This window comes from Sphingobium fuliginis, assembly GCF_015074805.1.
Classification (GTDB): Bacteria; Pseudomonadota; Alphaproteobacteria; order Sphingomonadales; family Sphingomonadaceae; genus Sphingobium; species Sphingobium fuliginis.
Genome location: NZ_CP060035.1, coordinates 1,677,809 through 1,700,517, shown reverse-complemented (window position 1 = coordinate 1,700,517; position 22,709 = coordinate 1,677,809). Strand labels below are relative to the sequence as shown.

Below are 22,709 nucleotides of genomic sequence, written 5' to 3'. Positions count from 1 at the left end.
GTGGATGCCTTAGCGGCTGCCGCGCAACCGGGCAAGTGGGATGCAGGCGAGGACGAGCAGCGCTGCAAAGGCGAAGGGGAGAAGATTGCCGAATCGCGCGAAGATCGTCGGCGGCAGCGCGGGGGGGAGCGCGGTGTCGAGAAAACCGGCGCGGTGGTGGCCGATGCTGCCGAGGATATGGCCGCGGGCGTCGACCACCGCGGAGATTCCGGTGGGGGTGGAGCGGATGATGGGGATGCCCTCCTCCAGCGCGCGGAGGCGGGCCTGCGCCAGATGCTGGACCGGGCCCCAACTGCCGAACCAGGCGTCGTTGGAGGGGTTGAACAGGAAGTCGGGACGGTTGGCTTCGTCCACCACCTGGCCGGAGAAGATGATCTCGTAGCAGATCTGCACGCCCATCCTGAGCGGCGGGCGGCCCAGCGTGGCGGGCAGGGCCAGGCTTTGCGGGCCGGGGCCGGGCCAGAAGTCGACGGCGCCGGGGACGAGGCGGGACAGGCCGAGCGGCTGGAGAATCTGGCGCATCGGCAGATATTCGCCATAGGGGACGAGATGGGACTTGTCGTAGCGGCCGAGCAGGCGGGCCTGGGCGTTCACGACGAACAGGCTGTTGTTCGCGCCGGCCAGCGCGTTTTCCGGGACGCCATCTTTCTCGACCTGTTTGAAATAGACCTTGGTCGCGCCGGTCATGAGCAGGTCGCCGGGGCCCAGCAATGCAGCGAGGCGGGCGCGCCAGTCGGGTTCCATGTCGAGATAGGCGGGGATGGCGGCTTCGGGCCAGAAGATCAGGCGCGGGGCCGGGCGCGGCGTGCCGGAGAGGGTGGCGAGGGTCTGGAAATGGGCCTGTTCGAGTTCGGGCGAATATTTTTCGTCCTGGCCGATATTGGGCTGGACCACGCGGATTTTGGGGGCGCCTGCGGGAGTGGGCGGGGCGGGGGAGAGATTGCCCCACAGGGTCAGGGCGATGAGGGGTGTAATGAGGGCGGCGGCGGGGCGGAACTGGCGGCGGAGGGCGAGGAGGAGCGCGCCCGACGCCAGTATGGCGAGCGCGCCGAGGCCGTAGGTGCCGATCAGGGTGGAGGCGATCGCCATGCCGGTGGGGAGGAGGGTGACGCCCAGCGGGTTCCAGGCGAAGCCGGTGAAGACGGTGGCGCGGAGATATTCCGAGGCCAGCCAGCAGGCGGCGAAGAGGAGGGTGAAAGGAAGTGTGGCGTGCTCCTGCGGAGGCAGGAGTCCAGTTCTGACGGCGGGACTGGGCTGTCGCGAGTCGCTTGTCTCGTTCCAGTGCCTTCGCAGGAACACGTTGTTCTGTAGATGGTACAGCCACCGGGCCGCCAGCGTGGCCAGGCCGGGATAGACGGCGAGGTAGAGGGACAGGAGGACCACCGCGCCATAGCCGAACCAGTGGGGCATCGCGTCCTGGAAGGTGAAGGCGTGGGCGATCCAGTTGAGGCCGAGGGTGAAATGGCCGACGCCGAACAGCCAGCCGCGCAGGAAAGCGCTGCGGCGGTCGGGAGCCTGTTCGATCAGGAGGATGAGCAGCGCGAAGCAGGCGAGGGTGATTGGCCAGAGCTTCAGCGGTTCGAAGCCGGTGGCCGCCGCGAATCCGGCGAGCAGGGCGGTGAGCTTCGGAAAGCGGGCCGGAATGTCCTTCATGCCGGTGCGGATCAGTGCAGGGTGGCCATGGTGGCGTGGCTGCACTTGTCGCTCTTGTCCCCGCCGCCGGACAGGGCGGAGGCCGCGATGAAGCCGCCGACCAGCAGGACCAGGAAGCCGGCGGAGAGCAGGCCGAGATATTTTTCGATAAACGCCTTGATCGGGCGGCCGAACTTCCAGAACAGGAAACCCACCAGCATGAACTGGAAGGCGCGGCTGAGGACGCTCGCCCAGAGGAAGGTGAAGAGGGAGAGGCCGATGAAGCCCGCCGTGATGGTGATGAGCTTGAACGGGATCGGCGTCGCGCCCTTGATCAGGATGATCTCCGCCCCATAATCGCGCAGATAGCAGGCGGCGACGGGGAATTTCGCGGCGAGGCCGAGGGCGTGCAATATCTGCTGCCCGACCGTTTCATAGAGGAAATGGCCGATGGCATAGCCGAACAGCCCGCCCAGCACCGAGGCGATGGTGCAGATCAGCCCGAAGCGGATCGCGCGTTCCGGGCGGGCGAGGCACATCAGGCCCAGCAGCGGGTGCGGCGGGATCGGGAAGAAGCTGCTTTCCATGAAGCTGATGGCGAAGAGCCAGCGTTCGGCGTGGGCGTGGGCGGCTTTCGCCAGCGTCCATTGGTAGAGCTTGGTGAGCATCGGGTTGAGGCCCTAGCCCAACTGCTTTCGGGCCGCCAGTGCTTTTGCCAGGACGACCATCTGCTGCGGCGGATCGAGCGGTACGGGATAGGGGCGCGTCTCTCCCGTCGGTCGGTAGCCGCGTCTTCGATAATATCGGATGAGATTGTCGTGGGTGGAGATGACGGTCATTTCCATCCGCCGGGTACCGAAGGCGGTCGCGGCGAGCTGTTCGGCGGCGGCGATGAGGCGGTGGCCGAGGCCCCCCGACTGGAGCGCGGGATCGACGCAGAGCAGGCCGAGACAGGCGCGGCCGTCGCCCCGGTCGGAGATCTGGACGCAGCCGACGGGAGCGTCGTCCGGGGCGGGCGCGACCAGCAGGCGTTCGGCGGGGTCGGCGAGGATCGCCTCCAGCGCGGCGATGCTGGTGCGGGGGGTGGCGGGCGGGGCGGTCTCTATGGCCCAGCTTTGCCGGGCGGTGTCGCCGCGATAGGCGCGCTCTATGATCGGGTGGAGCCGGGGGAGGTCCGACGGGCGGGCGAGGCGTATGTCCATGGCCGGCCTGTAACGCCCTTGTGATGGAAGCGACAGGGGCCTTGATCGGTGCGGCGTCGCCACGGTAGCTTTGCCGTGTAGGAGACGCATATGCTTGGCATGGGAGAGGGCGCCTGTCCCTTTGAGTTCAATACCGATCCCGCGACGTTCAAGGTCGGGGATTCGGTCAGCTACCGGGTCACGGGCAGTCTGGAGGGCATGCCCTTTGCCGGCGTGCTGCTGGAGGTGCATGAGGATCATGTCGTGCTGACGTCGGACCCAGACGACAAGGCCAGCCGGATGCGGGCGACCCGGGAAAGCCGTCCTGTCGTCCGGGAGGAGGATATCTGTTGACGCCACGGCGTTGACGGCGCGGCGGCGTCTGGGCATGACCCCTTATGAGTCCGGCCCGGCGCATCCGAGTGAATTTGACCTTATCCCTTCCCTCCCAATGGCGCGAGCGCGGCGGCGGATTGCTGCTCGCGCTGCTGTTCAACGGGTTGCTGCTGCTGGCGTTGCTGACGCTGGCGCCCGATCCGGTGATCCGGCTGCCCGACCTGCGCAATCCGGTGACGTTCGAGATGGCGCCCGCGCCCAAGGCGGAGAAGGCGCAGAGCAAGGCCGAGAAGAGCGAGAAGAAGAAGCAGGAGAAATCGGCGCGGCGGCAGGTGCAGCAGCCGGTGGTCAAGCGCGACCGTCCCGTGGTGAAGCCGACCGAGCAGCAGCCCTCGCCGCTGCCGTTCCTGGTGCTGGACAGCCAGCAGATGGCGTCCGCCGACATCGGCAGGATGGCGAAGAAGGGCGCGGCCGACGGCGCGACGGGGCAGGGCAACAGCGCGGCGGCGGCGGGGCCGGGCGAGGGGCCGGGGGGCGTGCAGTTGTTCGATGCGGAATGGTACCGGCGGCCGAGCCATGCGGAACTGGCAGGCTATCTGCCCGCCGATGCGCCGACAAGCGGCTGGGGTCTGGTCGCGTGCAAGACGGTGGATCATTACCATGTCGAGAACTGCCAGGCGCTGGGGGAATCGCCCATGGGGTCCGGCTTTGCCAAGGCGGTTCGGCTGGCTGCGTGGCAATTTCTGGTGCTGCCGCCGCGGGTGAATGGCAAGGTGATGGTCGGGAGCTGGGTTCGGATCAGGATCGATTATACGCGCAGCGTGGCTGGCGGGGACGATGCAGGGCGGTGAACCGCGAGGAGGTTTTAACCCATATGGAACATTTTTGTTGACATCGTCACGCTGTTCTGGCACATAGGTCGACATTGGGAAAATGTGAGTCGCCGATGAGGCGGTGAAGGGCTGGTCCTCGTCAGGGCCGGCCCCTTTGCTTTGCATGCGGGGGATTGGCTGTGGCGGACGGAGAAGGGAAGAGGAGCCGGTTCGGCGGGCGGGCCGATGCGCCCGAGCGGGTGCTGGCGCTGGAGAATGGGCCGCAGGGGGCGCTGGGCGTCGCGCCGCAGATGCGCGCGGTGCGCCGGAATGGCTGGACGCCGGCGCTGCGGCAGAAGTTCCTGGAGACGCTGGCGCTGACTTGCAACGTCAGCGAGGCGGCGCGGGTCGTCGGGCGGAACTTGTCGACCGTCTATTATCTGAAGCGGCGCGATCCGGCATTTGCGCGGGCTTGGAAGCAGGCGCTGAGCATCGGGCATGAGGAATTGCGGGCGCTGATGCTGCGGCAGGCGCTGTTCGGCACGGAGGATGAGGAGATCGTGCTGGACGGGGAAGGGGCGGTCAAGAGCCGGAAGATCAGGCGGGGGCATCCGCACATGATCCAGGCGCTGCTGTTCAGGGCGCATGAGAAGGAGGTGGAGGAGATGCAGCGGCTGGAGAGCGTGGAGCGGCCCGATGGCGAGGATGCGGTGGAGCGGTTGCGGGTGGCGCTGGATGAGGTGCGGAAGCGGAGTGGGGGGTAGGGGATTTGGGGGGTAGGGGGATGGCGGCTTTGGCGGAATTTCTCCCGATTGCGGAAGATCCATTTGAAATTCTGGGCTGTCGGCATAGGAAACTATCTGTAGCTCAGCTTCGGTAGAATAGGTGTAGGCGATGGACATTCGCAGTTTTCGGACGGAGTTGTCACGAGCCTTTCAATCTGAAGGCTTTTTCGAAAAACGCCTTTTCAAAGGTGCGAATAAAGTTTGGATGCAACAATCGTCTGGCGAGATCGCGTCCTATTTCGATCCCGATGCGCAACGCAGGCCTTGGGGGTTTCGACTTCTCGGTGTTGTGGGCATCGACATTCCCGCTCTTCGGCAGTGGTTGAACCAACATAAGCCGGGAACGGAGAGCGGTATTTTTCAGGGAGGCTTCGTCGGCTATTACATAGCGAACGACGATGTATTGGGCCGTTTTCAAGTCGAACACGGCTTGCCGGTTCCGGCTGACCTGTGGGTCGGACTCATCAAGGACCGGCTTGATCGCATACCGCAATCCTTAACTGGGCTACTCGAAACCTATCGAAAAAATCGGGAGGAACTGGGATGGCTGGCGCACCCACATGAAAAGGCAGCTTGGGATTTTCTCGTAAAGTGGCACGAAAGTCCCGATCCTGCTCTGCATGTGCCGTATCGATTACCAAACGGCCAAGTCGTTTAGTGGCGGCAATCGGGAACCCGAATTACTGATCCAAGCGGCAACAAATGGTCGCTTGCCGCTGGGCAGTTTTCTAATCCCGAGCCGGACCAGCGGGTTACAGGAAGCTGGACGCGATTCGTAGGCCGGGAAAGCCGATGGAGGGTGGTTTGCGGGCAGTCGGCTTTGGGGTAACGCAAGATGATTATCCGACATCTGGATATAGGACACCATAGATCGTCAAGGCTAAACCGGCGGCAAATATTGCGATCGAAAACGTCTCCATTGGGACAGACATAAAGCGATTTGGAGCTTTATACAGTAGCCGTTCCTTCAAATTTCTTTTAGGTGTCTTCGCCAAACGTTTTCGATTAAAATAGCTGCCCGCTTTCCAGTTGACCATAGCCGCTGCAATTAACGACAGCCCCCAATACCATCGTTGATCTGGTAGTAGGGGCTGCGCAATTTGGAGCATGAGCGCAAAAACCATCATTGTGCCAAATATGGTTAGCGCGGTGACATAGCCTCGACCCATCCACCAAAAAACAAACATTATTTTCCCTCAGACCAAGCGCTTGCTGATCATAGGCTTTCGAGCAATTCCTGCAACGGCAGGTTTTCGGGACGCAGAGCGGCTCGAAGAACGACAAAAACTGGTCGTTTCAGCTATCTCGTCAGGGGGCGTAGCGGAGGTGGATCAGGGGGTAGGGGCGGCCCTGGCCGTCCTGGTCGGAGCGGCCGGTGCGGGCGAAGCGCATGGCTTCGTAGAAGCCGATCGCCTGCGCATTCTGTTCGTTGACGTCCGTGGTGAGCGTGGGGTGGAGCGACAGGGCGTGGTCGATCAGGCGGCGCCCGACCCCCTGGCCGCGCCATGCGGGGTCGATGAACAGCGCCTCCATATGCGTGCCGTCGATCAGCATGAAGCCGATGGCGTGATCGTCCGGGTCGGTGGCGAGCCAGGCGGGCGCGTGGGGGAGGAAGGCGGCGACCTCCGCCTCTATCGCGGTGCGGTCTGCCGGAGTCAGGAAATCATGGGTCGCGTCGACGGCCTTGCGCCAGATGTCGAGCAGGCGGGCGCCGTCGGCGGCGCGGGCGGGGCGGATGGAACTCATGGCGGGCATATAGGGATGTGGGGCTGATCGGCCAAATCGGCCGCCGTGGAAAATCGATGAATGGAGGCGGGCGCATGGCCCTTTCGGATTTCGAGCGGCTGGCGCATCTGCCGGAGGCGGCGCGCGAGCGGGTGCTGGCCGGGCTGGGCGCGGCGGCGGCCGATGCGCTGGCGCATGACTGGCGCTGGCTGGCGCGGCCGGAGCAACTGGCGCCCGAAGGGGACTGGCGCATCTGGCTGATGATGGCGGGGCGCGGGTTCGGCAAGACGCGGGCCGGGGCGGAGTGGGTGCGCTCGGTCGCGGAGAGCGATCCGGCGGCGCGCATCGCGCTGGTCGGCGCGACGCTGGGCGAGGCGCGGGCGGTGATGGTGGAGGGGGCGTCGGGCCTGTTGTCCATCGCGCCCTGGTGGAACCGGCCGGTCTTCGCGCCGGCGCTGCGCAAGCTGGTCTGGCCCAATGGCGCGATCGCCACGCTTTACGGCGCGGCGGAGGCGGAGGGGCTGCGCGGCCCGCAGTTCAGCCATGGCTGGGCCGACGAGATCGCCAAATGGGCGGGCGGCGAGGCGGTGTGGGACAATCTGATGATGGGGATGCGGCTGGGCGGCGCGCCGCGCGTGCTGGCGACGACGACGCCGCGGCCCGTCGCCCTGGTGCGGGGGCTGGTGGCGCGCAACGGCGGCGACGTGGTGGTGACGCGGGGGCGGACGGCGGACAATGTCGCGCATCTGGCGGAAGGGTTCCTGGCGGCGATGGAGCGGAGCTATGGCGGGACGCGGCTGGGGCGGCAGGAGCTGGAGGGCGAGTTGATCGAGGAAGTCGAGGGCGCGCTGTGGACCCGCGATCTGCTGGAGCGGTGCCGGGTGGCGCATGTGCGCGGCGGGCTGGCGCGGGTGGTGGTGGCGGTCGATCCGCCCGCCTCCGCGCATGGCGATGCCTGCGGGATCGTGGTCGTCGGGCTGGGGGCGGATCGGCGCGCCTATGTGATTGCCGATGCGACGGTGGAGGGCGCGACGCCGGAGGGCTGGGCGCGGGCGGTGGCGGCGGCGGCGCTGGTGCATGGCGCGGACCGGGTGGTGGCCGAGGCGAATAATGGCGGGGCGATGGTCGAGAGCGTGCTGCGCGCCGCCGAGGCCGGGCTGCCCGTGCGGCTGGTGCATGCGAGCCGGGGGAAGGTGGCGCGGGCCGAGCCGGTGGCGGCCCTTTATGAGGCCGGGCGGGTGGCGCATCGGGGCGGCTTTCCCGCGCTGGAGGACCAGATGTGCGGGATGATGCTGGGCGGCGGCTATGAGGGGCCGGGGCGGTCGCCGGATCGGGCCGACGCCCTGGTGTGGGGGTTGACCGAGTTGATGCTGGGGCGGCGCGGGGATGCGCGGGTGCGGGGGATTTGGGGGGATGCCTGATCCTGCGCGGTCCTGCGGAGGCAGGAGCGCTATGGCCATGATCGACCGACATTGCCGGTTCGTAATGGGGGAACAATGACCTGGTGTTTGCGTAGTCCTTTCGTCTGATTTGCAAGGAGATTGGTCATGAAACTGGCCGGATGGACGATGGCTGCGGCGGGGCTGGCTCTGGTGGGTTCGCCGGTGCTGGCGGCTTCGCTGAACGGCAAGGAGCGGGCGCGGGTGGCGCGGGCCGCGCCGCGCGATCGGGATGATGTGCGCTATTGCCTGCTCCAGGCGAAGAAGGGGCGGGACAAGGGCACGGTGATCGGTGCGGCGGGCGGGGCCGGCGTCGGCGCGCTGGCCGGCGGCAGTCTGGGCGAATCCCTGCTGGCCGGTGCGGCGGGCGCCGTGGCGGGGCGCGTGATCGGGAAGAGCGAGGGGACCAATTCCGCCTGCGATCGGGTATTGGCCCGCAATCCCTGAGAGTTCGGGGACGGGGCAGACCCGTCCGGTTTTCGGTAGGCGGCTGAGCGCTGCAGACCTTCACGATCCTCCCTCCGTTCCGGGGGGAGGATTTTTTGTCGGTGGGTGGGTCCATGAAATTGTTCGGGGTGAAGGCGGCGCGCGGCGGGGCGCGGCCGGTGTTGGCGCGTGCCTGGGGTTCGGGCGGGGTCGCGCTGGGCGAGTGGCCGGCCAGCTATGAGCAGCAGGTGCGGGCCGGGGTGATCGGCAATCCGGTGGCGCAGAGGGCGCTGCGGCTGGTGTCGGAGGGGGCTGGCGGGACCGCGCTGGTCGTCGGCGGCGTCGCGGAGGAGGTTCGGGCGCGGGTGAAGGCGCTGGTGGCGCGTTGTTCGTCCGGCCAGTCGCTGGTGGAGACGGTGGCGGGCCATCTGCTGCTGCATGGCAATGCCTATGTGCAGATCATCCTGGGGGCGGACGGGATGCCGGGCGAGCTGTATGCGCTGCGGCCCGAGCGGGTGGGCGTGGAGGCGGATGCGCGGGGATGGCCGGCGGCCTATCTCTATCGCGTCGGGGAAAGCGTGACGCGGCTGTCGCCCGAGGATGGCGCTGGAAGGACCGGGATCGTGCACCTGAAGGCGCTGCATCCGCTGGACGATCATTATGGGCTGGGCTGCGTGGGGGCGGCCGCCGGGGCGGTGGCGATCCACAATGCGGCGACGGTGTGGAACAAGGCGTTGCTGGACAATGCGGCGCGGCCTTCGGGCGCGATGGTCTACGATCCGGGCGACGGGTCGGTGATGAGCCCCGAGCAGTTCGAGCGGGTCAAGCGGGAGATGGAGGTCGCCTTTTCCGGCGCGGCCAATGCCGGGCGGCCGATGCTGCTGGAGGGTGGGCTGGACTGGAAGGCGATGAGCCTGACGCCCGCCGAGATGGATTTCGTGGGGCTGAAGGCGGCGGCGGCGCGGGAGATCGCGCTCGCCTTCGGCGTGCCGCCGATGCTGATGGGGCTGCCGGGGGACAATAGCTACGCCAATTATCGCGAGGCCAATCGGGCGTTGTGGCGGCAGACGATCCTGCCGCTGCTGGCGAAGATCTGGGGCGGGTTGGCGCAGGGTCTGCAGGGCTGGTGGCCGGCGCTGTGCCTGGGCGCCGACCTGGATGCGGTGCCCGCGCTGTTCGAGGAGAGGAGCGCGCTGTGGGACCGGGTGGCGGCCGCGGACTTCCTGTCGGCGGAGGAGAAGAAGGCGATGCTGGGCATGGGATGAGGCGACGGGCGCGGAGGCAGGTGATGAAATATGATGGGGAGATGCTGGCGCGGCTGGTGGCGCAGGCCGAGGCGCAGCCGGCGGGGGCGGACATGCTGATGATCCGCGCGCTGGTCGAGGAGGCGAGCGAACTGGGCGCGGGGCGGGCGCTGGAACGGCTGGGGCTGGCGGATCGCGGGGCGGAGGCGGATGTGCGGGAGCTGCGCGAGCTGCTGGGCGGCTGGCGCGATGCGAAGAAGGCTGCGCGGGGCGCGGTCGTCGCCTGGGTCGTGCGGATCGTCACCGCGCTGATGCTGCTGGGGATGGCGGTGAAGCTGGGTCTGCTGGGGCTGGCGCATGAGTGACGTGCGGTTCGCCGGCTATGCGGCGGTGTTCGACCGGGTGGACCGGGGCGGCGACGTGGTGCGGGCAGGGGCCTTTGCCGGGGTGGCGGCGGGGGTGCCGCTGCTGTGGCAGCATCGGCCCGGCGAGGTGATCGGGACGGTCGAGAAGGTCGAGGAGGATGCGCGGGGCCTGCGCGTGATCGGGCGGGTTTCCGGGCGGACGGCGGCGGGGCGGGAGGCGGGTCGCGCGCTTCGGGAGAAGGCGGTGGACGGGTTGTCCTTTGGCTATCGGGTGCGGGAGGCGAGAGGGGTCTCGCCCCGGGAATTGCTGGAGCTGGAGGTGGTGGAGGTGAGCGTCGTCACGCATCCGATGCAGGATCTGGCTCGGGTGATTGCGGTGGAATAGGGGGCCTTACCCCTCATCCAACTTCGCCTGGGCGGCTTTGCCGCCAAGGCTTCGTATCCTTCTCCCACAAGGGGAGAAGGAGCTGTTCGGGCGGTCCGGTGGGCCGCCCTTTTTCGTGGGAGTGGTGGATGACGGATCAATTGGAAGCGAGCTTTGACGCGGTGGCGCAGGGTGAGCGTATTGCCGGGCTGGAAAGTGAGGTCGCGGCGTTGAGGGGGGCGCTGCTGGTTCAGCAGAGGCCCGCGCTGGATGGCGTGAAGGGCGGGGCGGTCGATCCGCATCGGGCCGCCTTCGTCGAGCGCTATGTGCGGCAGGGGCTCGAGGCCGGGGTCGAGCTCAAGAGCTTTTCCGGCGCTTCGGGCGCGGCGGGCGGCTATGCGGTGCCGCGGGAGATCGACCAGATCATCGGCGCGACGCTGAAGGCGATTTCGCCCATCCGGTCGATCGCCAATGTCGTGCGGACGGGGACGGCGGGCTATCGCAAGCTGGTGACGTCGGGCGGCATCGTGTCCGGCTGGGCCAGCGAAACGGGCGCGCGGGCGGAGACGGCGACGCCGAGCTTCAACGAGATCGTGCCGCCTTCGGGCGAGCTCTACGCCAATCCGGCGGCGAGCCAGGCGATGCTGGACGATGCGCAGTTCGATGTCGAGGGCTGGCTGGCCGGGGAGATCGCCCGCGAGTTCGCGGCGGCGGAGGGCGCGGCCTTCGTCAACGGCAATGGGACGAACAAGCCCAAGGGCTTCCTGACCTATACGACGACCAATGAGGCGGACAGCGTGCGCGCCTTCGGGTCGCTGCAATATGTGGCGTCGGGGGCTTCGGGGGCCTTTGCCGCTTCGGGGCAGGACAGGCTGATCGACCTGGTGCAGGCGTTGCGCGCGCCCTATCGCCAGGGGGCCTGCTTCGTGATGAATTCGGCCACGCTGTCGGTCATCCGCAAGATGAAGACCAGCGACGGGGCGTTCATCTGGCAGCCTTCGCTGAGCGCGGGGCAGCCGGCGACGCTGCTGGGCTATCCGGTGGTCGAGGCCGAGGACATGCCGGACATTGCGGCGGGTTCGCTGTCGATCGCGTTCGGCAATTTCCAGGCGGGCTATGTGATTTCCGAACGCAGCGAGACCAGCATCCTGCGCGATCCGTTCAGCAACAAGCCGTTCGTGCATTTCTATGCGGTGAAGCGGATCGGCGGGGCCGTGGCCAATTCGGAGGCGATCAAGCTGATGAAGTTCGCGGCTTCCTGATCACCCCTCATCCAACTTCGCCTAAGCGGCCTTGCCGCTAAGGCTGCGTATCCTTCTCCCACAAGGGGAGAAGGAAAGACTGGGGGCGTCCTGCGGGGCGTCCCCTTTTTTGGTGGGAGGGGCCATGTTGGCGGATCTCAAGGCCTGGTTGCGGATCGGGTCGGATGATGAGGATGGCGTGCTGGAGCGGCTTTTGGGAAGCGCTTCGGGGCTATGCGAGCAGTTTATCGGGCAGTGGCTGGTGGTGCGGGAGGCGTCGGAGACGGTCGTCGCGGACGGGAGCTGGCAGAGGCTGACGGCGCGGCCGGTGGTGGCGATCGAGGGGGTGGAGGCGGCCGGCGTGGCGCTGGCGCCGGAGGCCCATGCGATCGACATCGATGCTTCCGGCGATGGCTGGGTGCGGGCGCGGCCGGTCGATGGGCCGGGGGAGGTCGTGGTGCGCTATCGCGCGGGGCTGGCGGTCGATGAGGATGCGCTGCCCGACGCGATCCGGCAGGGGATCGTGCGGCTGGCGGCGGAGCATTTCGCGGCGCGGGGCGGGGACGTGGCGACGCCGCCCGCCGTGGTGAGCGCGCTGTGGCGGCCATGGCGGCGGATGCGGCTGGCATGAGCATGAGGGGGCGGTGGGCATGAGGGGATGGCTGGGCGCGCTGGTCGAGGCGCGGATGGAGGCGCGGCGGCGGGGGATTGCCGCGGCTCTGGCGGCGGCCGGCGTGGAGGCGCAGGTCGAGGGTGAGGCTGTGCGGCTGTCCGGGCGCGGGCTGAAGGCGCGGTGGATGGGCGATCTGGCGCTGCGGGAAGCGGTGCGGCATTCGGGAGGGGGGCGGCGATGAGCGCGGAGGTGGCGGTGCGTGGAGCCGTGGTTGCGGCCCTGCGTGGGGATGCCGTCTTGATGGCGGGGGTGAACGGGCTGTTCGACGGCGCGCCGGGACGGGCCAGCGCGCCCTATGGGGTGGTGGGGGACTGCATCGCGCTGGATTGGGGCGCGAAGGATGTGGAGGGGCGGGAACTGACCGTGGCGGTCAGCCTGTTCGACGTGGGGGAGGCGCCTGCGCGGCTGGGCGGCCTGCTGGAGCGCGTGGATGCGGCGATGCGGGCGCTGGGGCCGGTGGAGGGCTGGCGGGTCGTTGGCGCGCGGCTGGTGCGGTCCCGCGTGACGCGGACGGCGGCGCGGGACGGGTGGCAGGCCCTGGCGGATTATCGGGTGCGGGTGGTGCGGGCTTAGAGCCAATCGACATTCAGCCCTGACGGCCTGCAAATGACACTTTTCCGTGCTTCCGGTGCTCACCTACCTTGAGTAGGCTGCGCTCCGGGTCACGGAAAACCATCATTTTACCTTCGGTGGCCTTCGGCTCGGCTCGTCATCATCTGAATGTCGATTGGCTCTAGCCGAGGCGGCCCGTCGGCGTCGCGGGGGAGGATGGGTCCCCGCTTTCGCGGGGACGGCGGTGAAGCGGGGGAGGGGTGGGCTTAGCTGCCCGGCTTCGAATAGTCTTCATATTCTCCGACGATCTTGTCCCGATATTCGCTGATCTGGTCGTCGGCGTCCGATTGCGCGTCCTTGTCCGACATGCCGCTCGACTTGTCGTCGGCGACGATGGCGGCGCGGAAGGCGGCTTCCTTGGCGCCGCATTCGCTCTTCAGCGCGGACTGGAAATCGCCGAGCGACAGTTTCTTGTCGATGGCGGGCTGAATCTGTTTCGACAGGCACTGCGAATAGTCCTTGCGGCCAGTGCCGACATCGACGCCGCCCTGCGGAGCGGCGGCCAGCAACAGCATCAGGGGGGCGGTGACGAACATAGGGGGCCTCTCTCCAAATCCCGAATCTTGCACGGTTTATCGTAGAGGAGAATGCGCCATGGGCGTGGAAAAAGGAAGCGCGTTTCTGTTGAAAATAGGCGATGGCGGGGCGCCTGCGGCCTATGCGACCGTGGCCGGGATGCGGACCACGCAACTGTCCGTCAACGGCGAGGCGGTGAACGTCACGCACAAGGGATCGGGCGGCTGGCGCGAGCTGCTGTCGGGTGCGGGCGTGCGATCCGTCAGCGTGTCGGCGGCGGGCATATTCACCGGATCGGCGGCGGAGGTGCGGCTGCGCAACCATGCGCTGGCCGGGACCATCGAGGATTATGAGCTGAGCTTCGAAAGCGGCGAGAAGATGCGCGGGCGCTTTCTGGTGACGCGGCTGGACTATGCCGGGGATTATAATGGCGAGCGCAACTATGCGCTGAGCCTGGAAAGTTCCGGGCCGGTGGTGTCGCTGTGAGCGGGGGCAATGGCGCCCCCGCTAACGGTGCCCGGGGCGAGGCTGCGCTGGAACTGGGTGGGGAGCGCCTTGTGCTGCGGCCCAGTTTCGCGGCTTTGGTGGCGGCCGAGGAGGAATTGGGGCCGTTGTTCGCGCTGGTGGAGCGGGCGGCGGACGGGAAGCTGTCGCTGGGCGAGATGGCCGGGCTGTTCTGGCATTGCCTGGCGGAGCCGCCGGCCGGCTTGACGCGGGAGGCTTTGGGCGAGGCGATCGTGGCGGCGGGGCTGGCGAAGCTGACGCCGGTTCTGCGCGGGATACTCGGGCAGATTTTGGGGGGACGATGAGCTTTTTCAAAACGGCGGCGCGGCTGGCAGGGGTCGCGGGGTGGTTGCTGGGATGGCGGCCGGAGGAGTTCTGGCGGTCGACGCCCGCGGAACTGGAGAGCGTGTTGCGGGCGGCTCATGGGGATGAGGACGAGGCGCGCGTGGGGATGGATCGCGGGGAGTTGGAGAGGTTGCGGGCTGGGATGCCGGATTGAGGTTGGAATGTGGGGCTTTCCCCTCCCCCAAACCCCTCCCTGAAGGGAGGGGCTTTTTCTTTTCGGTTGCGAGGTGAGAGGGATGGACGAGGAGATCGACAATCTGGTCGTGCGGGTGCGGGCGGATAGGCAGGGTTTTGCGCGGGATGTCGAGGCCATGCGGGGGGAGCTGGAAGGGCCTCTTGCGACGGGAGCGGAGCGGGCCGGGCGGCGGATCGAGCAGGGGTTGTTGCGGGCGGTGCGGACCGGGCAGTTCGGTTTCGAGGAGCTGAAGGCCATTGCGCTGCGGGTGCTGGACGACATCGCGGCCAGCGCCTTGCGGGCCGGGATGAACGGCATCGGCGGCGATGGCGGGCTGATCGGGCTGGCGGCGTCCGCCTTGGGCTTGCCGGGGCGGGCTACCGGCGGGCCGGTGGCGCCGGGGCGGGCCTATGTCGTGGGGGAGCGGGGGCCGGAGGTCTTTGTGCCCACCGCGAGCGGGCAGGTTGTTCCCCATGGCGGTGGTGGCGCGCGGGATGTGCGGGTGAGCATCGCGGTGCAGGGGCAGGGGGCGGATAGCGCCCGATTGCTGGCGCGCAGCGCGCGGCAGGTGGCCCGGGCGGTCAGGGGGGCGATAAGCGGATGAGTAGACTGGCTTACTGGCTGGCCGATGCGCGGCGGGGGCAGGAGGCGCGGTTCATGAAGCGGTTCGCGCCGACGCACTGGACCGTCAATTTTCCCCGGCCGATGATGGCGGGTGTCGTCACCACCGCGCCGGACGCGCTTCGGGTGGATGCCGTCTTTTACGGGTCCGGGGATCTGGCGGGGCTGATCTGGGAGGCGGAGGACAAGTGGAGCCATGCCCTGCTGGCCTATGAGACGGATCGGGATTTTCGCGATTGCGTGCTGCGCTTCCGCTGGCGGAGCGGAGGGCTGCGGCGGCTGGACCAGACGCATGGGCCGACGCTGACCATCGAGGGGAGGGACGCGGCGGGGCATGCGCGGGCCTGGTATGTGCGCTTGTGGAACTATGCGAGCGGCGGGCCGGAAGATGCTGTCATCACACTGGATTTTGCCGCGCTCAGAAGCGGATTCCTGATGAGCGAAGGGGAAGAGGTCTGGGCAGGCGATGTGGACCGGATGTTCATCTCCCTCGCCGCGCCCGGTTACGATGCGGGGAGCGCCGCCTTTGCCGGCGGGGTCGAGGGGTGGTGCGAGCTTTCCGACATGCGCTGCGACGGGGCCGGGTCGGTGCTGCGCGTGGGCGATGCGGTGCTGCCCGAACATGGGCTGTCGATGGCGACCGGCTATGACGACTGCTTCAACCAGACGCCGGAGCGGATCGTCGCGTCGATCCATGCGCTGGGCTATCGCGGGGACATCAACCATTATGTCGGGATGAGCCATTATTTCCGGCTGGAACCGCTGGCCGGCGGATTTTACATCAGCCAGGCCGGCGGGGTGCTGAACGCGCCCTGCGCCGCCTGGCATGCCGATTTCGCGCGGCGGGCGAAGGCGCTGGGGCTGGGGGTGATCTGGTCGCTTTCCTATGAATTGTTCGACGCGCATTGCTGGAACGACTGGAAGCAGCGGGCGGAGGATGGCGCGCCCGCGCTGACGGGCTGGTCGCCGCCCTCCACCCTGCTTTCCCCTGCGCATGACGGGGCGATGAGCTATTTGCGGCTGGTGGCAGGGGCCTTTGTTTCCATCGGGTTGGCGGCTGGACTCGAGATCGGATTTCAGGTGGGCGAGCCCTGGTGGTGGGTGATGCCCGCCGACGGGCGCATCTGCCTGTATGACGATGCGGCGCGGGCGGCGTTCGGGACGGCGCTGGTGTCGATCCCGGATGTGCGGGGGACGCTGAGCGCCGGGCAGAAGGCGTTGCTGAACCGGGCGGGCGAAGTGCTGGCGGCATCGACGGCGGCGCTCTGCGCCTGGGTGAAGGGGGTGGCGCCGGGGGCGGTGACGCATCTGCTCGCCTATCTGCCCACGGTGCTCGATCCGCTGGCGCCGGAAGCCAAGCGGGCGAACATGCCGTTGGGATGGGCGTCGCCCGCCTTCGATGTGCTGCAACTGGAAGATTATGACTGGGTGACGCAGGGGCGCGAGCGGCTGACGGCGCGGGGCGTCGAACTGGCGGTGGAGCGGCTCGGCTATCCGGTCGAGGCGCAGCATTATCTTTCGGGCTTCGTGCTGCGCGGCGAGGATGCCGCGCAATGGCGGGAGATCGCGGCGGCGGCGGATGCGGCGGTGCGGCGGGGGACGGCGGCGACCTTCATCTGGGCGCTGCCGCAGGTGGCGCGGGACGGCTTCACCTGCTTCAGATTAAATGGGGAGGAAGATATGCAAGCCTTTGACGATGTGTCCTTTCCTTTGTGCGTCGGACGGGAAGCGAGTGTCGCGCCGGCCTTTTCGACGCAGGTCGTGGAGAGCGTTTCGGGGCATGAGCGGCGCAGCAGCGACTGGGCGAATGCGCGCCTGTCCTTCGATGCCGGGCCGGGCGTGCGGTCGGAGGCGGACATGGCGGCGCTGATCGCCTTCTTCCGGGCGCGGCGCGGCGCGGCGCGGGGGTTCCGGTTCAGCGATCCCTTCGATGACCGCAGTTGCGGCATGGGGGAGGCGCCGGGGCCGCTGGACCAGCGGCTGGGGCTGGGCGACGGGGTGCGGGCGGAGTTTCCCTTGCAGCGCTTCTACGGCGCGGGCGAGGAGGCGCAGGCGCGGCGGATCACGCGGCCGGTGGCGGGGACCATCCGGGTCGCCGTGGACGGCGTGGAGATGATGGGCGGCTGGAGCCATGCCGGGCTGGGCGTGATCGCCTTCGATGTCGCGCCCGCCGAGGGGGCGGTGCTGACGGCCGGTTTCCGCTTTGACGTGCCGGTGCGCTTTGCCGAGGACCGGCTGGACATCAACCGGGCGACCTTCGCGGCGGGCGAGGCGCCGTCGGTGCCATTGGTGGAGATCAGGGAATGAGCGGGCTGGAAGCGTTGGAGAAGCCGCTGGCGACGCTGGCCTTTTGCTGGCGGATCGAGCGGCGGGACGGGGTGACGATCGGGCTGACGAGCCATGATCGCGATCTGGAGATCGGCCATCTGCTCTATCGGGCGGCGCCGGGGATGACGCCTTCCGCCGTGCGCAGCGGCATCGGGGTGGAGGGCGCGGACAGCGATGTCGAAGGCGCGCTGGTGGCGGATGCGATCAGCGAGGCGGACCTGATGGCGGGGCGCTGGGACGGGGCCGGGCTGGAGTTGCGGCTGACCGAGTGGGAGGCGCCGGGCGATCTGTGGCTGCTGCTGGCGCGGGGGGAGATCGGGGCCGTGACGCGCAAGGCGGGGGCTTTTTCAGCGGAGCTGGTGGGCGCGATGGCGGCGCTGAAGGCTTCTGTCGCGCCGTCCACTTCGCCGGACTGCCGGGCTGCGCTGGGGGACAGGCAGTGCCGGGTCGACCTGGCCGGGCGGCGGCGCGTGGTGGCCGTCGGCGCGGTGGAGGATGCGGTGGCGAGCGTGGCCGGGCTGGAGCCGGGGGCCTACGCCTTCGGGACGCTGCGCTGGCTGACCGGGGCCAATGGCGGGATAGTGCAGGGGGTGATCGACAATGGCGCCGAGGATGTCGGCCTAACCGATCCGCCGCCCTTTGCGGTGGAGGCGGGCGCGCTGGCGCTGCTGACCGAGGGGTGCGACCGGCAGTTGGCGACGTGCGTCGGCCGGTTCGGCAATGCGGTGAATTTTCGGGGGGAGCCCTATCTGCCGGGGACGGATTTGCTGACGCGCTATCCGGGGGCGGCGTGAGCGGGGTCGTGGCGGCGGCCCGCGCCTTGGTGGGCGTGCGGTTCCGCCTGCACGGGCGGCTGCCCGAGCGGGGGCTGGATTGCGTCGGGCTGGCGGCGCTGGTGCTGGGGCGGGCGGCGCCGGAGGGATATGGGCTGCGGTCCGGGGATGAGGGCCGGGCGGCGGACTGGCTGCGCGCGGCGGGGCTGCGGCGGGTCGATGCGGCGCGCGAGGGCGATCTGGCGCTGGTGCGGCCGGGGCCGTTGCAACTGCACCTGATGATCGTCGTGCCGGGCGGGCATGTCCATGCCCATGCGGGCGTGGGGCGCGTCGTGGAGATGCCGGGGCCTTCGCCCTGGCCGGTGCTGGGTTACTGGCGGGCGGAATAGGAGAATCTATGGCGACGATCGTGTTGACCGCCCTTGGCACGGCCATTGGCGGGCCGCTGGGGGGCGCCATCGGCGGGCTGATCGGCAACGCCTTCGACCATGCGGTGCTGTTCAGGCCCAAGGGCGTGGAGGGGCGGCGGCTGAACGAGGTTCAGGTCCAGACGTCGACCTATGGGTCGCAGGTGCCGAGGCTGTTCGGGACGCTGCGGGTGGCGGGAACCGTGATCTGGGCGACGGACCTCAAGGAGACGAGGCACAGGAGCGGCGGAGGCAAGGGGCGGCCCAGCGTCACCAGCTACAGCTATTCGGCGAGCTTTGCCGTGGCGCTGTCGGCGCGGGCCGTGCGGTCGGTGCGGCGCATCTGGGCGGACGGCAACCTGCTGCGCGGGGCGGCGGGGGACTTCAAGACCGAGCTGGGGGCGTTCAGGCTGCATGGCGGAGGCGAGGATCAGGCGGTCGATCCGCTGATCGCGGCAGCGGAGGGCGTGGGAGCGACGCCGGCGCATCGCGGGATCGCCTATGCCGTGTTCGAGGATCTGGCGCTGGCGGATTATGGCAACCGCATTCCTTCACTGACCTTCGAGGTGGAGGCGGACGAGGGGCCGGTCGCGATTGCCGGTCTGGCGGCGGCGTTGAGCGGGGGGATGTTGACCGGCGATGGGCTGGGCGCGGTCGCCGGCATGGCGGCGGGCGGCGCGGATGTGGGCGATGCGCTGGCGCCGCTGGTGGAGGCGTTCGGCCTGGCCTTCGTGGCGGAAGAGGCGGGGTTGCGCCTGCGGGCCGCGGAGGGAGAAGGGACGGCGGCGATCGCGGCGGGGGCGCTGTGCCGGTCGGTCAATGGGCGGGCGCTGGACGGGTTCGAGCATGCGGGCGGCGCGGCGGACAGCGTGCCGGCGGCCTTGTCGATCCGTTATCATGATCCGGCGCGCGACTATCAGGCGGGTGTGCAGCGTATCGGCCGGCCGGGGCCGGGACGGCTGGAGCAGGGGGTGGACCTGCCGATGGTGCTGTCGGGCGAGGAGGCGCGGTCGCTGGCGGCGCGGAAGCTGGGGATGGCCTGGGCGGGGCGATCGACCATGACGCTGCGCTGCGGATGGGATGCGCTGCGCCATGCGCCGGGCGATGTCGTCGCGGTGGAAGGCGTGCCGGGCCGGTGGCGGATAGAGGAGCGCGAATGGGAGGCGATGGCCGTGCGCCTCGCCTTGAGGCGCTTGCCGGGGGCGGGCGCCGCGATGCCGCCGGGGGCGTCCTCCGGCGCGATGGTGCGGCAGGCCGACACGCCGCATGGCCCGACCACGCTGATGCTGGCCGATCTGCCCACGATCAGGGAAGGGGCGGCGGCCGCTCCCCTGATCGTGGCGGCGGCGAGCGGTGGCGAGGCGTGGCGCGGCGCGGCGCTTTTCGTGGTCGGTGCGACGGGGGAGGCTTCGCCTGCCGGGCGGACGGCCGGCCGCGCCGTGATGGGGCGAACGGACAATGGACTGGCCGCGGGGAGCGTGACGATGATCGACCGGATCAATGCCCTCCATGTCACTCTGCTGTCGGCGGACATGGAATTGGCGGGGGCGGACGAGGCGGCGCTGGGGCTGGGGCGCAATCTGTGCCTCGTCGGGCGGGAACTGGTCCAGTTCAGCCATGTGGTGCAGACCGGCGCGGCCAGTTTCCGGCTGGAAGGGCTGCGGCGGGGATTGTTCGGAACCGAATGGGCGATGGATTCCCACGGCGAGGGCGAGGCCTTCCTGCTGCTGGAGGAGGACCGGCTGGTCGAGCTCGCCGCTTATGGCGGGGTGGAGATTGGCGGCAGCCTCCATGTCTCCGCGATCGGGGTCGGCGACAGCGAGCCGGCCGATGCGCTGTTGACGATAAGGGGGGAAGCCCTGGCGCCGCCTTCCCCGGTGCATGTCACGGCGCGTGCGGACGGAGATGGCGGCTGGATCGTCGGCTGGACCAGGCGCAGCAGGAGCGGGTGGCGCTGGACCGGCGGGGCCGACGTGCCCCTGGGCGAGGATCGGGAGAGCTATGAACTGCGCCTGTGGGCAGGGTCGACGGAACTGCGCAGGATCGTCACCGACCGTTCGCCCTGGACCTATGACGCGGCCGCGGTGGCGGAGGATATGGGCCATTCGGGCGGGCTGGCGGTCGAGATCCGTCAGATCGGCACCTATGCGCTGGGGCGTGCGGCGCGGATCGTTCTGGTCGGCTGATGGCCATTTTCTGAAGAAAAGGACAATCGAATCATGGTGATGGACTCGACGCTCCGTTGGGCCTTGCCCCAGCTTTTCGCCGGGCAGGCGCAGAAGGAGCTGTTTCACAACGAGGCGCTGGCGCGGATCGACATGCTGCTGCATGGTGCCGTGGAAAGCGCCGACCGGGATGAGCCGCCCGCGTCGCCGACGGTTGGCGACTGCTGGATCGTGGCCGCCGGGGCAGGTGGCGCCTGGGAAGGGCAGGATGGGGCCCTGGCCTGCTGGACCGAAGGGGGATGGCGTTTCGCCGCGCCCCGCGCGGGCCTTTCCCTATGGGTCGCGGACCGGGGGCATGTCATGCGGCATGACGGCGCGCGCTGGGAGGATTCCGCCGTGCGGGCAGATGGCGTCTATGTCGGTGGGCAGCGGGTCGTGGGCGCGGCCGTGGCGGCCGTCGCCAATCCGGCGGGCGGCGCCATAGTCGACGTGGAGGCGCGTTCGGCCCTTGCCGCAATTCTGGGCGCGCTGCGGACACATGGACTGATCGCAAGCTGATCCTGCTGTGACTTTCGCTGTGTCCGCCTTTTACCAGAATTGCCCTTTCGAATTAGGAGCCAACGGAAGGCGACAGGGTTAACTGCGTTATTTTTGCAACAGTTTTGCCAATTGTGGACTTGCCATGAAACTTTCTACCCGATACAGGGTTTCAGCAGTCCTTCGTGACACTTTTGAAAGGGGAATTCAGATGCGGAAGCTTGCCCTCGCGGCTGTGCTTGCGACCAGCGCCCTGGCCACCCCGGCCCTGGCGCGTGACAATAGCTGGTATATCGGTATCGATTCCGGCGTTGTTCTCGTCGAAGATCAGGACATCACCTTCACCCCCGGCAATGGCGGCGCTGCCAGCAACACGGTTGCCGGCGTGGACTACCACAAGGGCTTCGATGGTGACGCCAATATCGGTTATGACTTCGGCGGTTTCCGTCTGGAGGCCGAGGCCGCTTACAAGCGCGCCAAGGTGGATCTGGACAAGAGCGGCTTCGGCGGTTCGGCTTCGGCTCTGTCGTTCATGCTGAACGGCTTGCTGGACTTCGGTCCCGATGACGGCCTGCAGGGCTTCGTCGGCGGCGGTGTCGGCGTTTCGCGCGGCAAGCTGGCCAACGATCTGGTGAACGATTCCGACACCGGCTTCGCCTGGCAGGCGCTGGCTGGCGTTCGCTATCCGCTGACCAACAATGTCGACGTCTCGCTGAAGTATCGCTTCTTCAACCAGGACGACATCAAGCTGATCCCGGCCTACACCACCATCGGTGGCCCCGCCGGCTCGTCGGTCGACACCAAGCTGCGCACCCACAGCCTGCTGCTGGGCCTGACCTACAACTTCGGTGGTGAACCGGCTGCTCCGCCGCCGCCCCCGCCGCCTCCGCCCCCGCCGCCTCCGCCGCCGGTCGCTGAGTGCAGCCCTGGGCCGTACATCGTCTTCTTCGAATGGGACAAGTCGGACATCACGCCTGACGCCGCCACCATTCTGGACAATGCGGTTTCGGCCTACAGCAACTGCGGCAGCGCGCAGGTCATGCTGGCGGGTTATGCGGACCGTTCGGGTTCGGCCTCGTACAACGTCGGCCTGTCCCAGCGTCGCGCCGATGCCGTCAAGGCATATATCTCGTCGAAGGGCATTCCTGACGGCGTGATCACGACCCAGGCGTTCGGTGAATCGAACCCCCGCGTCGAAACCGCCGACGGCGTCCGCGAACTGCAGAACCGTCGCGTGGAAATCACCTACGGTCCGGGTTCGGGTCAGTAAGATTTTCCATCCTTCGGGATGGGAAGGGATCGAGGGGCTGGTCGAAAGACCGGCCCCTTTTTCCATGCGGTTTGTACAGGGAGGGCCGGGAACTCGCCTGTAGCGGGCTTCGGATCAAATCGGGGAAGATGCTGTTCACGCCCGGCCAGCCTCTGGTGCTGCCAATGCCATTGGCAATGCGGAAGTTGCGTGCAACGGATTGGTCCCTGGCGAGCCGCTGTCTTGCTCGAGCG

At 68.3% G+C, this 22,709-nt stretch carries 29 protein-coding genes; 23 read left to right on the top strand and 6 right to left on the bottom strand.

What is annotated here, in order from left to right; all coding sequences use genetic code 11:
• Positions 1-9: 9 nt before the first annotated feature.
• The 3 genes from lnt to H5V43_RS08050 are packed head-to-tail and all read right to left on the bottom strand — an operon-like array spanning position 10 to position 2,834.
• A complete protein-coding gene (gene lnt, locus H5V43_RS08060; RefSeq protein WP_025551533.1) occupies positions 10-1,653 on the bottom strand; it encodes an apolipoprotein N-acyltransferase in 1,644 nt (547 codons plus the stop codon).
• Between the two features lie 11 nt (positions 1,654-1,664).
• Positions 1,665-2,300, bottom strand: coding sequence for a YqaA family protein (locus H5V43_RS08055; protein WP_025551535.1), 636 nt, complete (start codon positions 2,298-2,300; stop codon positions 1,665-1,667).
• A 12-nt stretch (positions 2,301-2,312) separates the two neighbouring features.
• Positions 2,313-2,834 carry a GNAT family N-acetyltransferase gene (locus H5V43_RS08050; RefSeq protein ID WP_025551536.1) on the bottom strand — a complete coding sequence of 174 codons (522 nt, stop codon included), beginning with the start codon at positions 2,832-2,834 and terminating at the stop codon, positions 2,313-2,315.
• Positions 2,835-2,924: 90 nt separating this feature from the next.
• On the opposite strand from H5V43_RS08050, the gene H5V43_RS08045 reads away from it, so the two are divergent.
• The 4 genes from H5V43_RS08045 (at position 2,925) to H5V43_RS08030 (ending at position 5,404) form a co-directional block, all read left to right on the top strand.
• The gene (locus H5V43_RS08045) at positions 2,925-3,167 is read left to right on the top strand and encodes a hypothetical protein (protein WP_025551538.1); all 243 of its coding nucleotides are present in this window, start codon (positions 2,925-2,927) and stop codon (positions 3,165-3,167) included.
• 44 nt (positions 3,168-3,211) lie between these two features.
• On the top strand, positions 3,212-4,000 hold the full coding sequence (locus tag H5V43_RS08040) for a hypothetical protein (protein ID WP_173676438.1): 789 nt from the start codon (positions 3,212-3,214) through the stop codon (positions 3,998-4,000).
• Between the two features lie 161 nt (positions 4,001-4,161).
• Positions 4,162-4,725 (top strand): hypothetical protein, encoded by a 564-nt coding sequence (locus tag H5V43_RS08035; protein ID WP_044663186.1) that lies wholly within the window; start codon positions 4,162-4,164, stop codon positions 4,723-4,725.
• Positions 4,726-4,855: 130 nt separating this feature from the next.
• On the top strand, positions 4,856-5,404 hold the full coding sequence (locus H5V43_RS08030) for a hypothetical protein (protein WP_128830893.1): 549 nt from the start codon (positions 4,856-4,858) through the stop codon (positions 5,402-5,404).
• Between the two features lie 181 nt (positions 5,405-5,585).
• Here the strand turns inward: H5V43_RS08030 and H5V43_RS08025 are convergent, their stop codons facing one another.
• Positions 5,586-5,933 (bottom strand): hypothetical protein, encoded by a 348-nt coding sequence (locus tag H5V43_RS08025; protein WP_128830892.1) that lies wholly within the window; start codon positions 5,931-5,933, stop codon positions 5,586-5,588.
• A 121-nt stretch (positions 5,934-6,054) separates the two neighbouring features.
• A complete protein-coding gene (locus H5V43_RS08020; RefSeq protein ID WP_037484348.1) occupies positions 6,055-6,501 on the bottom strand; it encodes an acetyltransferase in 447 nt (148 codons plus the stop codon).
• A gap of 65 nt (positions 6,502-6,566) precedes the next feature.
• On the opposite strand from H5V43_RS08020, the gene H5V43_RS08015 reads away from it, so the two are divergent.
• From H5V43_RS08015 to gp17, 9 genes are all read left to right on the top strand, one after another.
• Positions 6,567-7,892, top strand: coding sequence for a DNA-packaging protein (locus tag H5V43_RS08015; RefSeq protein WP_025552161.1), 1,326 nt, complete (start codon positions 6,567-6,569; stop codon positions 7,890-7,892).
• A 126-nt stretch (positions 7,893-8,018) separates the two neighbouring features.
• Positions 8,019-8,357 (top strand): hypothetical protein, encoded by a 339-nt coding sequence (locus tag H5V43_RS08010; protein WP_044662602.1) that lies wholly within the window; start codon positions 8,019-8,021, stop codon positions 8,355-8,357.
• 113 nt (positions 8,358-8,470) lie between these two features.
• Positions 8,471-9,601, top strand: coding sequence for a phage portal protein (locus H5V43_RS08005; protein WP_099185673.1), 1,131 nt, complete (start codon positions 8,471-8,473; stop codon positions 9,599-9,601).
• Between the two features lie 23 nt (positions 9,602-9,624).
• Positions 9,625-9,945 carry a DUF6127 family protein gene (locus tag H5V43_RS08000; RefSeq protein ID WP_025552246.1) on the top strand — a complete coding sequence of 107 codons (321 nt, stop codon included), beginning with the start codon at positions 9,625-9,627 and terminating at the stop codon, positions 9,943-9,945.
• Positions 9,938-10,330 (top strand): HK97 family phage prohead protease, encoded by a 393-nt coding sequence (locus H5V43_RS07995; protein WP_044662600.1) that lies wholly within the window; start codon positions 9,938-9,940, stop codon positions 10,328-10,330. Before H5V43_RS08000 ends, H5V43_RS07995 begins: the two co-directional genes overlap by 8 nt.
• 128 nt (positions 10,331-10,458) lie before the next feature.
• Positions 10,459-11,571, top strand: a complete 1,113-nt coding sequence (locus H5V43_RS07990) for a phage major capsid protein (protein ID WP_099185674.1) — start codon at positions 10,459-10,461, stop codon at positions 11,569-11,571.
• Positions 11,572-11,695: 124 nt separating this feature from the next.
• The gene (locus H5V43_RS07985) at positions 11,696-12,181 is read left to right on the top strand and encodes a head-tail connector protein (protein WP_025552245.1); all 486 of its coding nucleotides are present in this window, start codon (positions 11,696-11,698) and stop codon (positions 12,179-12,181) included.
• Positions 12,182-12,200: 19 nt separating this feature from the next.
• Positions 12,201-12,404, top strand: coding sequence for a hypothetical protein (locus H5V43_RS07980; RefSeq protein ID WP_025552243.1), 204 nt, complete (start codon positions 12,201-12,203; stop codon positions 12,402-12,404).
• Positions 12,401-12,796 carry a tail completion protein gp17 gene (gp17, locus tag H5V43_RS07975; protein WP_025552241.1) on the top strand — a complete coding sequence of 132 codons (396 nt, stop codon included), beginning with the start codon at positions 12,401-12,403 and terminating at the stop codon, positions 12,794-12,796. The genes H5V43_RS07980 and gp17 overlap by 4 nt, the downstream gene beginning before the upstream one ends.
• 245 nt (positions 12,797-13,041) lie before the next feature.
• Here gp17 and H5V43_RS07970 read toward each other — a convergent pair whose 3' ends face one another.
• Positions 13,042-13,371, bottom strand: coding sequence for a hypothetical protein (locus tag H5V43_RS07970; RefSeq protein WP_025552306.1), 330 nt, complete (start codon positions 13,369-13,371; stop codon positions 13,042-13,044).
• 58 nt (positions 13,372-13,429) lie between these two features.
• On the opposite strand from H5V43_RS07970, the gene H5V43_RS07965 reads away from it, so the two are divergent.
• From H5V43_RS07965 to H5V43_RS07920, 10 genes are all read left to right on the top strand, one after another.
• The gene (locus H5V43_RS07965; RefSeq protein WP_025552304.1) at positions 13,430-13,837 is read left to right on the top strand and encodes a phage tail tube protein; all 408 of its coding nucleotides are present in this window, start codon (positions 13,430-13,432) and stop codon (positions 13,835-13,837) included.
• The gene (locus tag H5V43_RS07960; protein ID WP_229742428.1) at positions 13,834-14,160 is read left to right on the top strand and encodes a gene transfer agent family protein; all 327 of its coding nucleotides are present in this window, start codon (positions 13,834-13,836) and stop codon (positions 14,158-14,160) included. Before H5V43_RS07965 ends, H5V43_RS07960 begins: the two co-directional genes overlap by 4 nt.
• Positions 14,157-14,354 carry a phage tail assembly chaperone gene (locus H5V43_RS07955; RefSeq protein ID WP_099185675.1) on the top strand — a complete coding sequence of 66 codons (198 nt, stop codon included), beginning with the start codon at positions 14,157-14,159 and terminating at the stop codon, positions 14,352-14,354. Before H5V43_RS07960 ends, H5V43_RS07955 begins: the two co-directional genes overlap by 4 nt.
• A gap of 82 nt (positions 14,355-14,436) precedes the next feature.
• Positions 14,437-14,979, top strand: coding sequence for a tail tape measure protein (locus H5V43_RS07950; RefSeq protein WP_099185676.1), 543 nt, complete (start codon positions 14,437-14,439; stop codon positions 14,977-14,979).
• Entirely contained in the window at positions 14,976-17,303 is a 2,328-nt protein-coding gene (locus H5V43_RS07945) for a DUF2460 domain-containing protein (protein ID WP_025551977.1), read from the top strand. The genes H5V43_RS07950 and H5V43_RS07945 overlap by 4 nt, the downstream gene beginning before the upstream one ends.
• Entirely contained in the window at positions 17,300-18,118 is an 819-nt protein-coding gene (locus H5V43_RS07940) for a DUF2163 domain-containing protein (protein ID WP_025551975.1), read from the top strand. Before H5V43_RS07945 ends, H5V43_RS07940 begins: the two co-directional genes overlap by 4 nt.
• Positions 18,119-18,126: 8 nt before the next feature.
• On the top strand, positions 18,127-18,486 hold the full coding sequence (locus tag H5V43_RS07935; protein ID WP_013039658.1) for a hypothetical protein: 360 nt from the start codon (positions 18,127-18,129) through the stop codon (positions 18,484-18,486).
• Between the two features lie 8 nt (positions 18,487-18,494).
• The gene (locus tag H5V43_RS07930) at positions 18,495-20,690 is read left to right on the top strand and encodes a phage tail protein (protein WP_025551973.1); all 2,196 of its coding nucleotides are present in this window, start codon (positions 18,495-18,497) and stop codon (positions 20,688-20,690) included.
• 33 nt (positions 20,691-20,723) lie between these two features.
• Positions 20,724-21,227 carry a DUF2793 domain-containing protein gene (locus H5V43_RS07925; RefSeq protein ID WP_025551972.1) on the top strand — a complete coding sequence of 168 codons (504 nt, stop codon included), beginning with the start codon at positions 20,724-20,726 and terminating at the stop codon, positions 21,225-21,227.
• Between the two features lie 190 nt (positions 21,228-21,417).
• Positions 21,418-22,476 carry an OmpA family protein gene (locus H5V43_RS07920; RefSeq protein WP_193666800.1) on the top strand — a complete coding sequence of 353 codons (1,059 nt, stop codon included), beginning with the start codon at positions 21,418-21,420 and terminating at the stop codon, positions 22,474-22,476.
• Positions 22,477-22,709 lie beyond the last annotated feature (233 nt).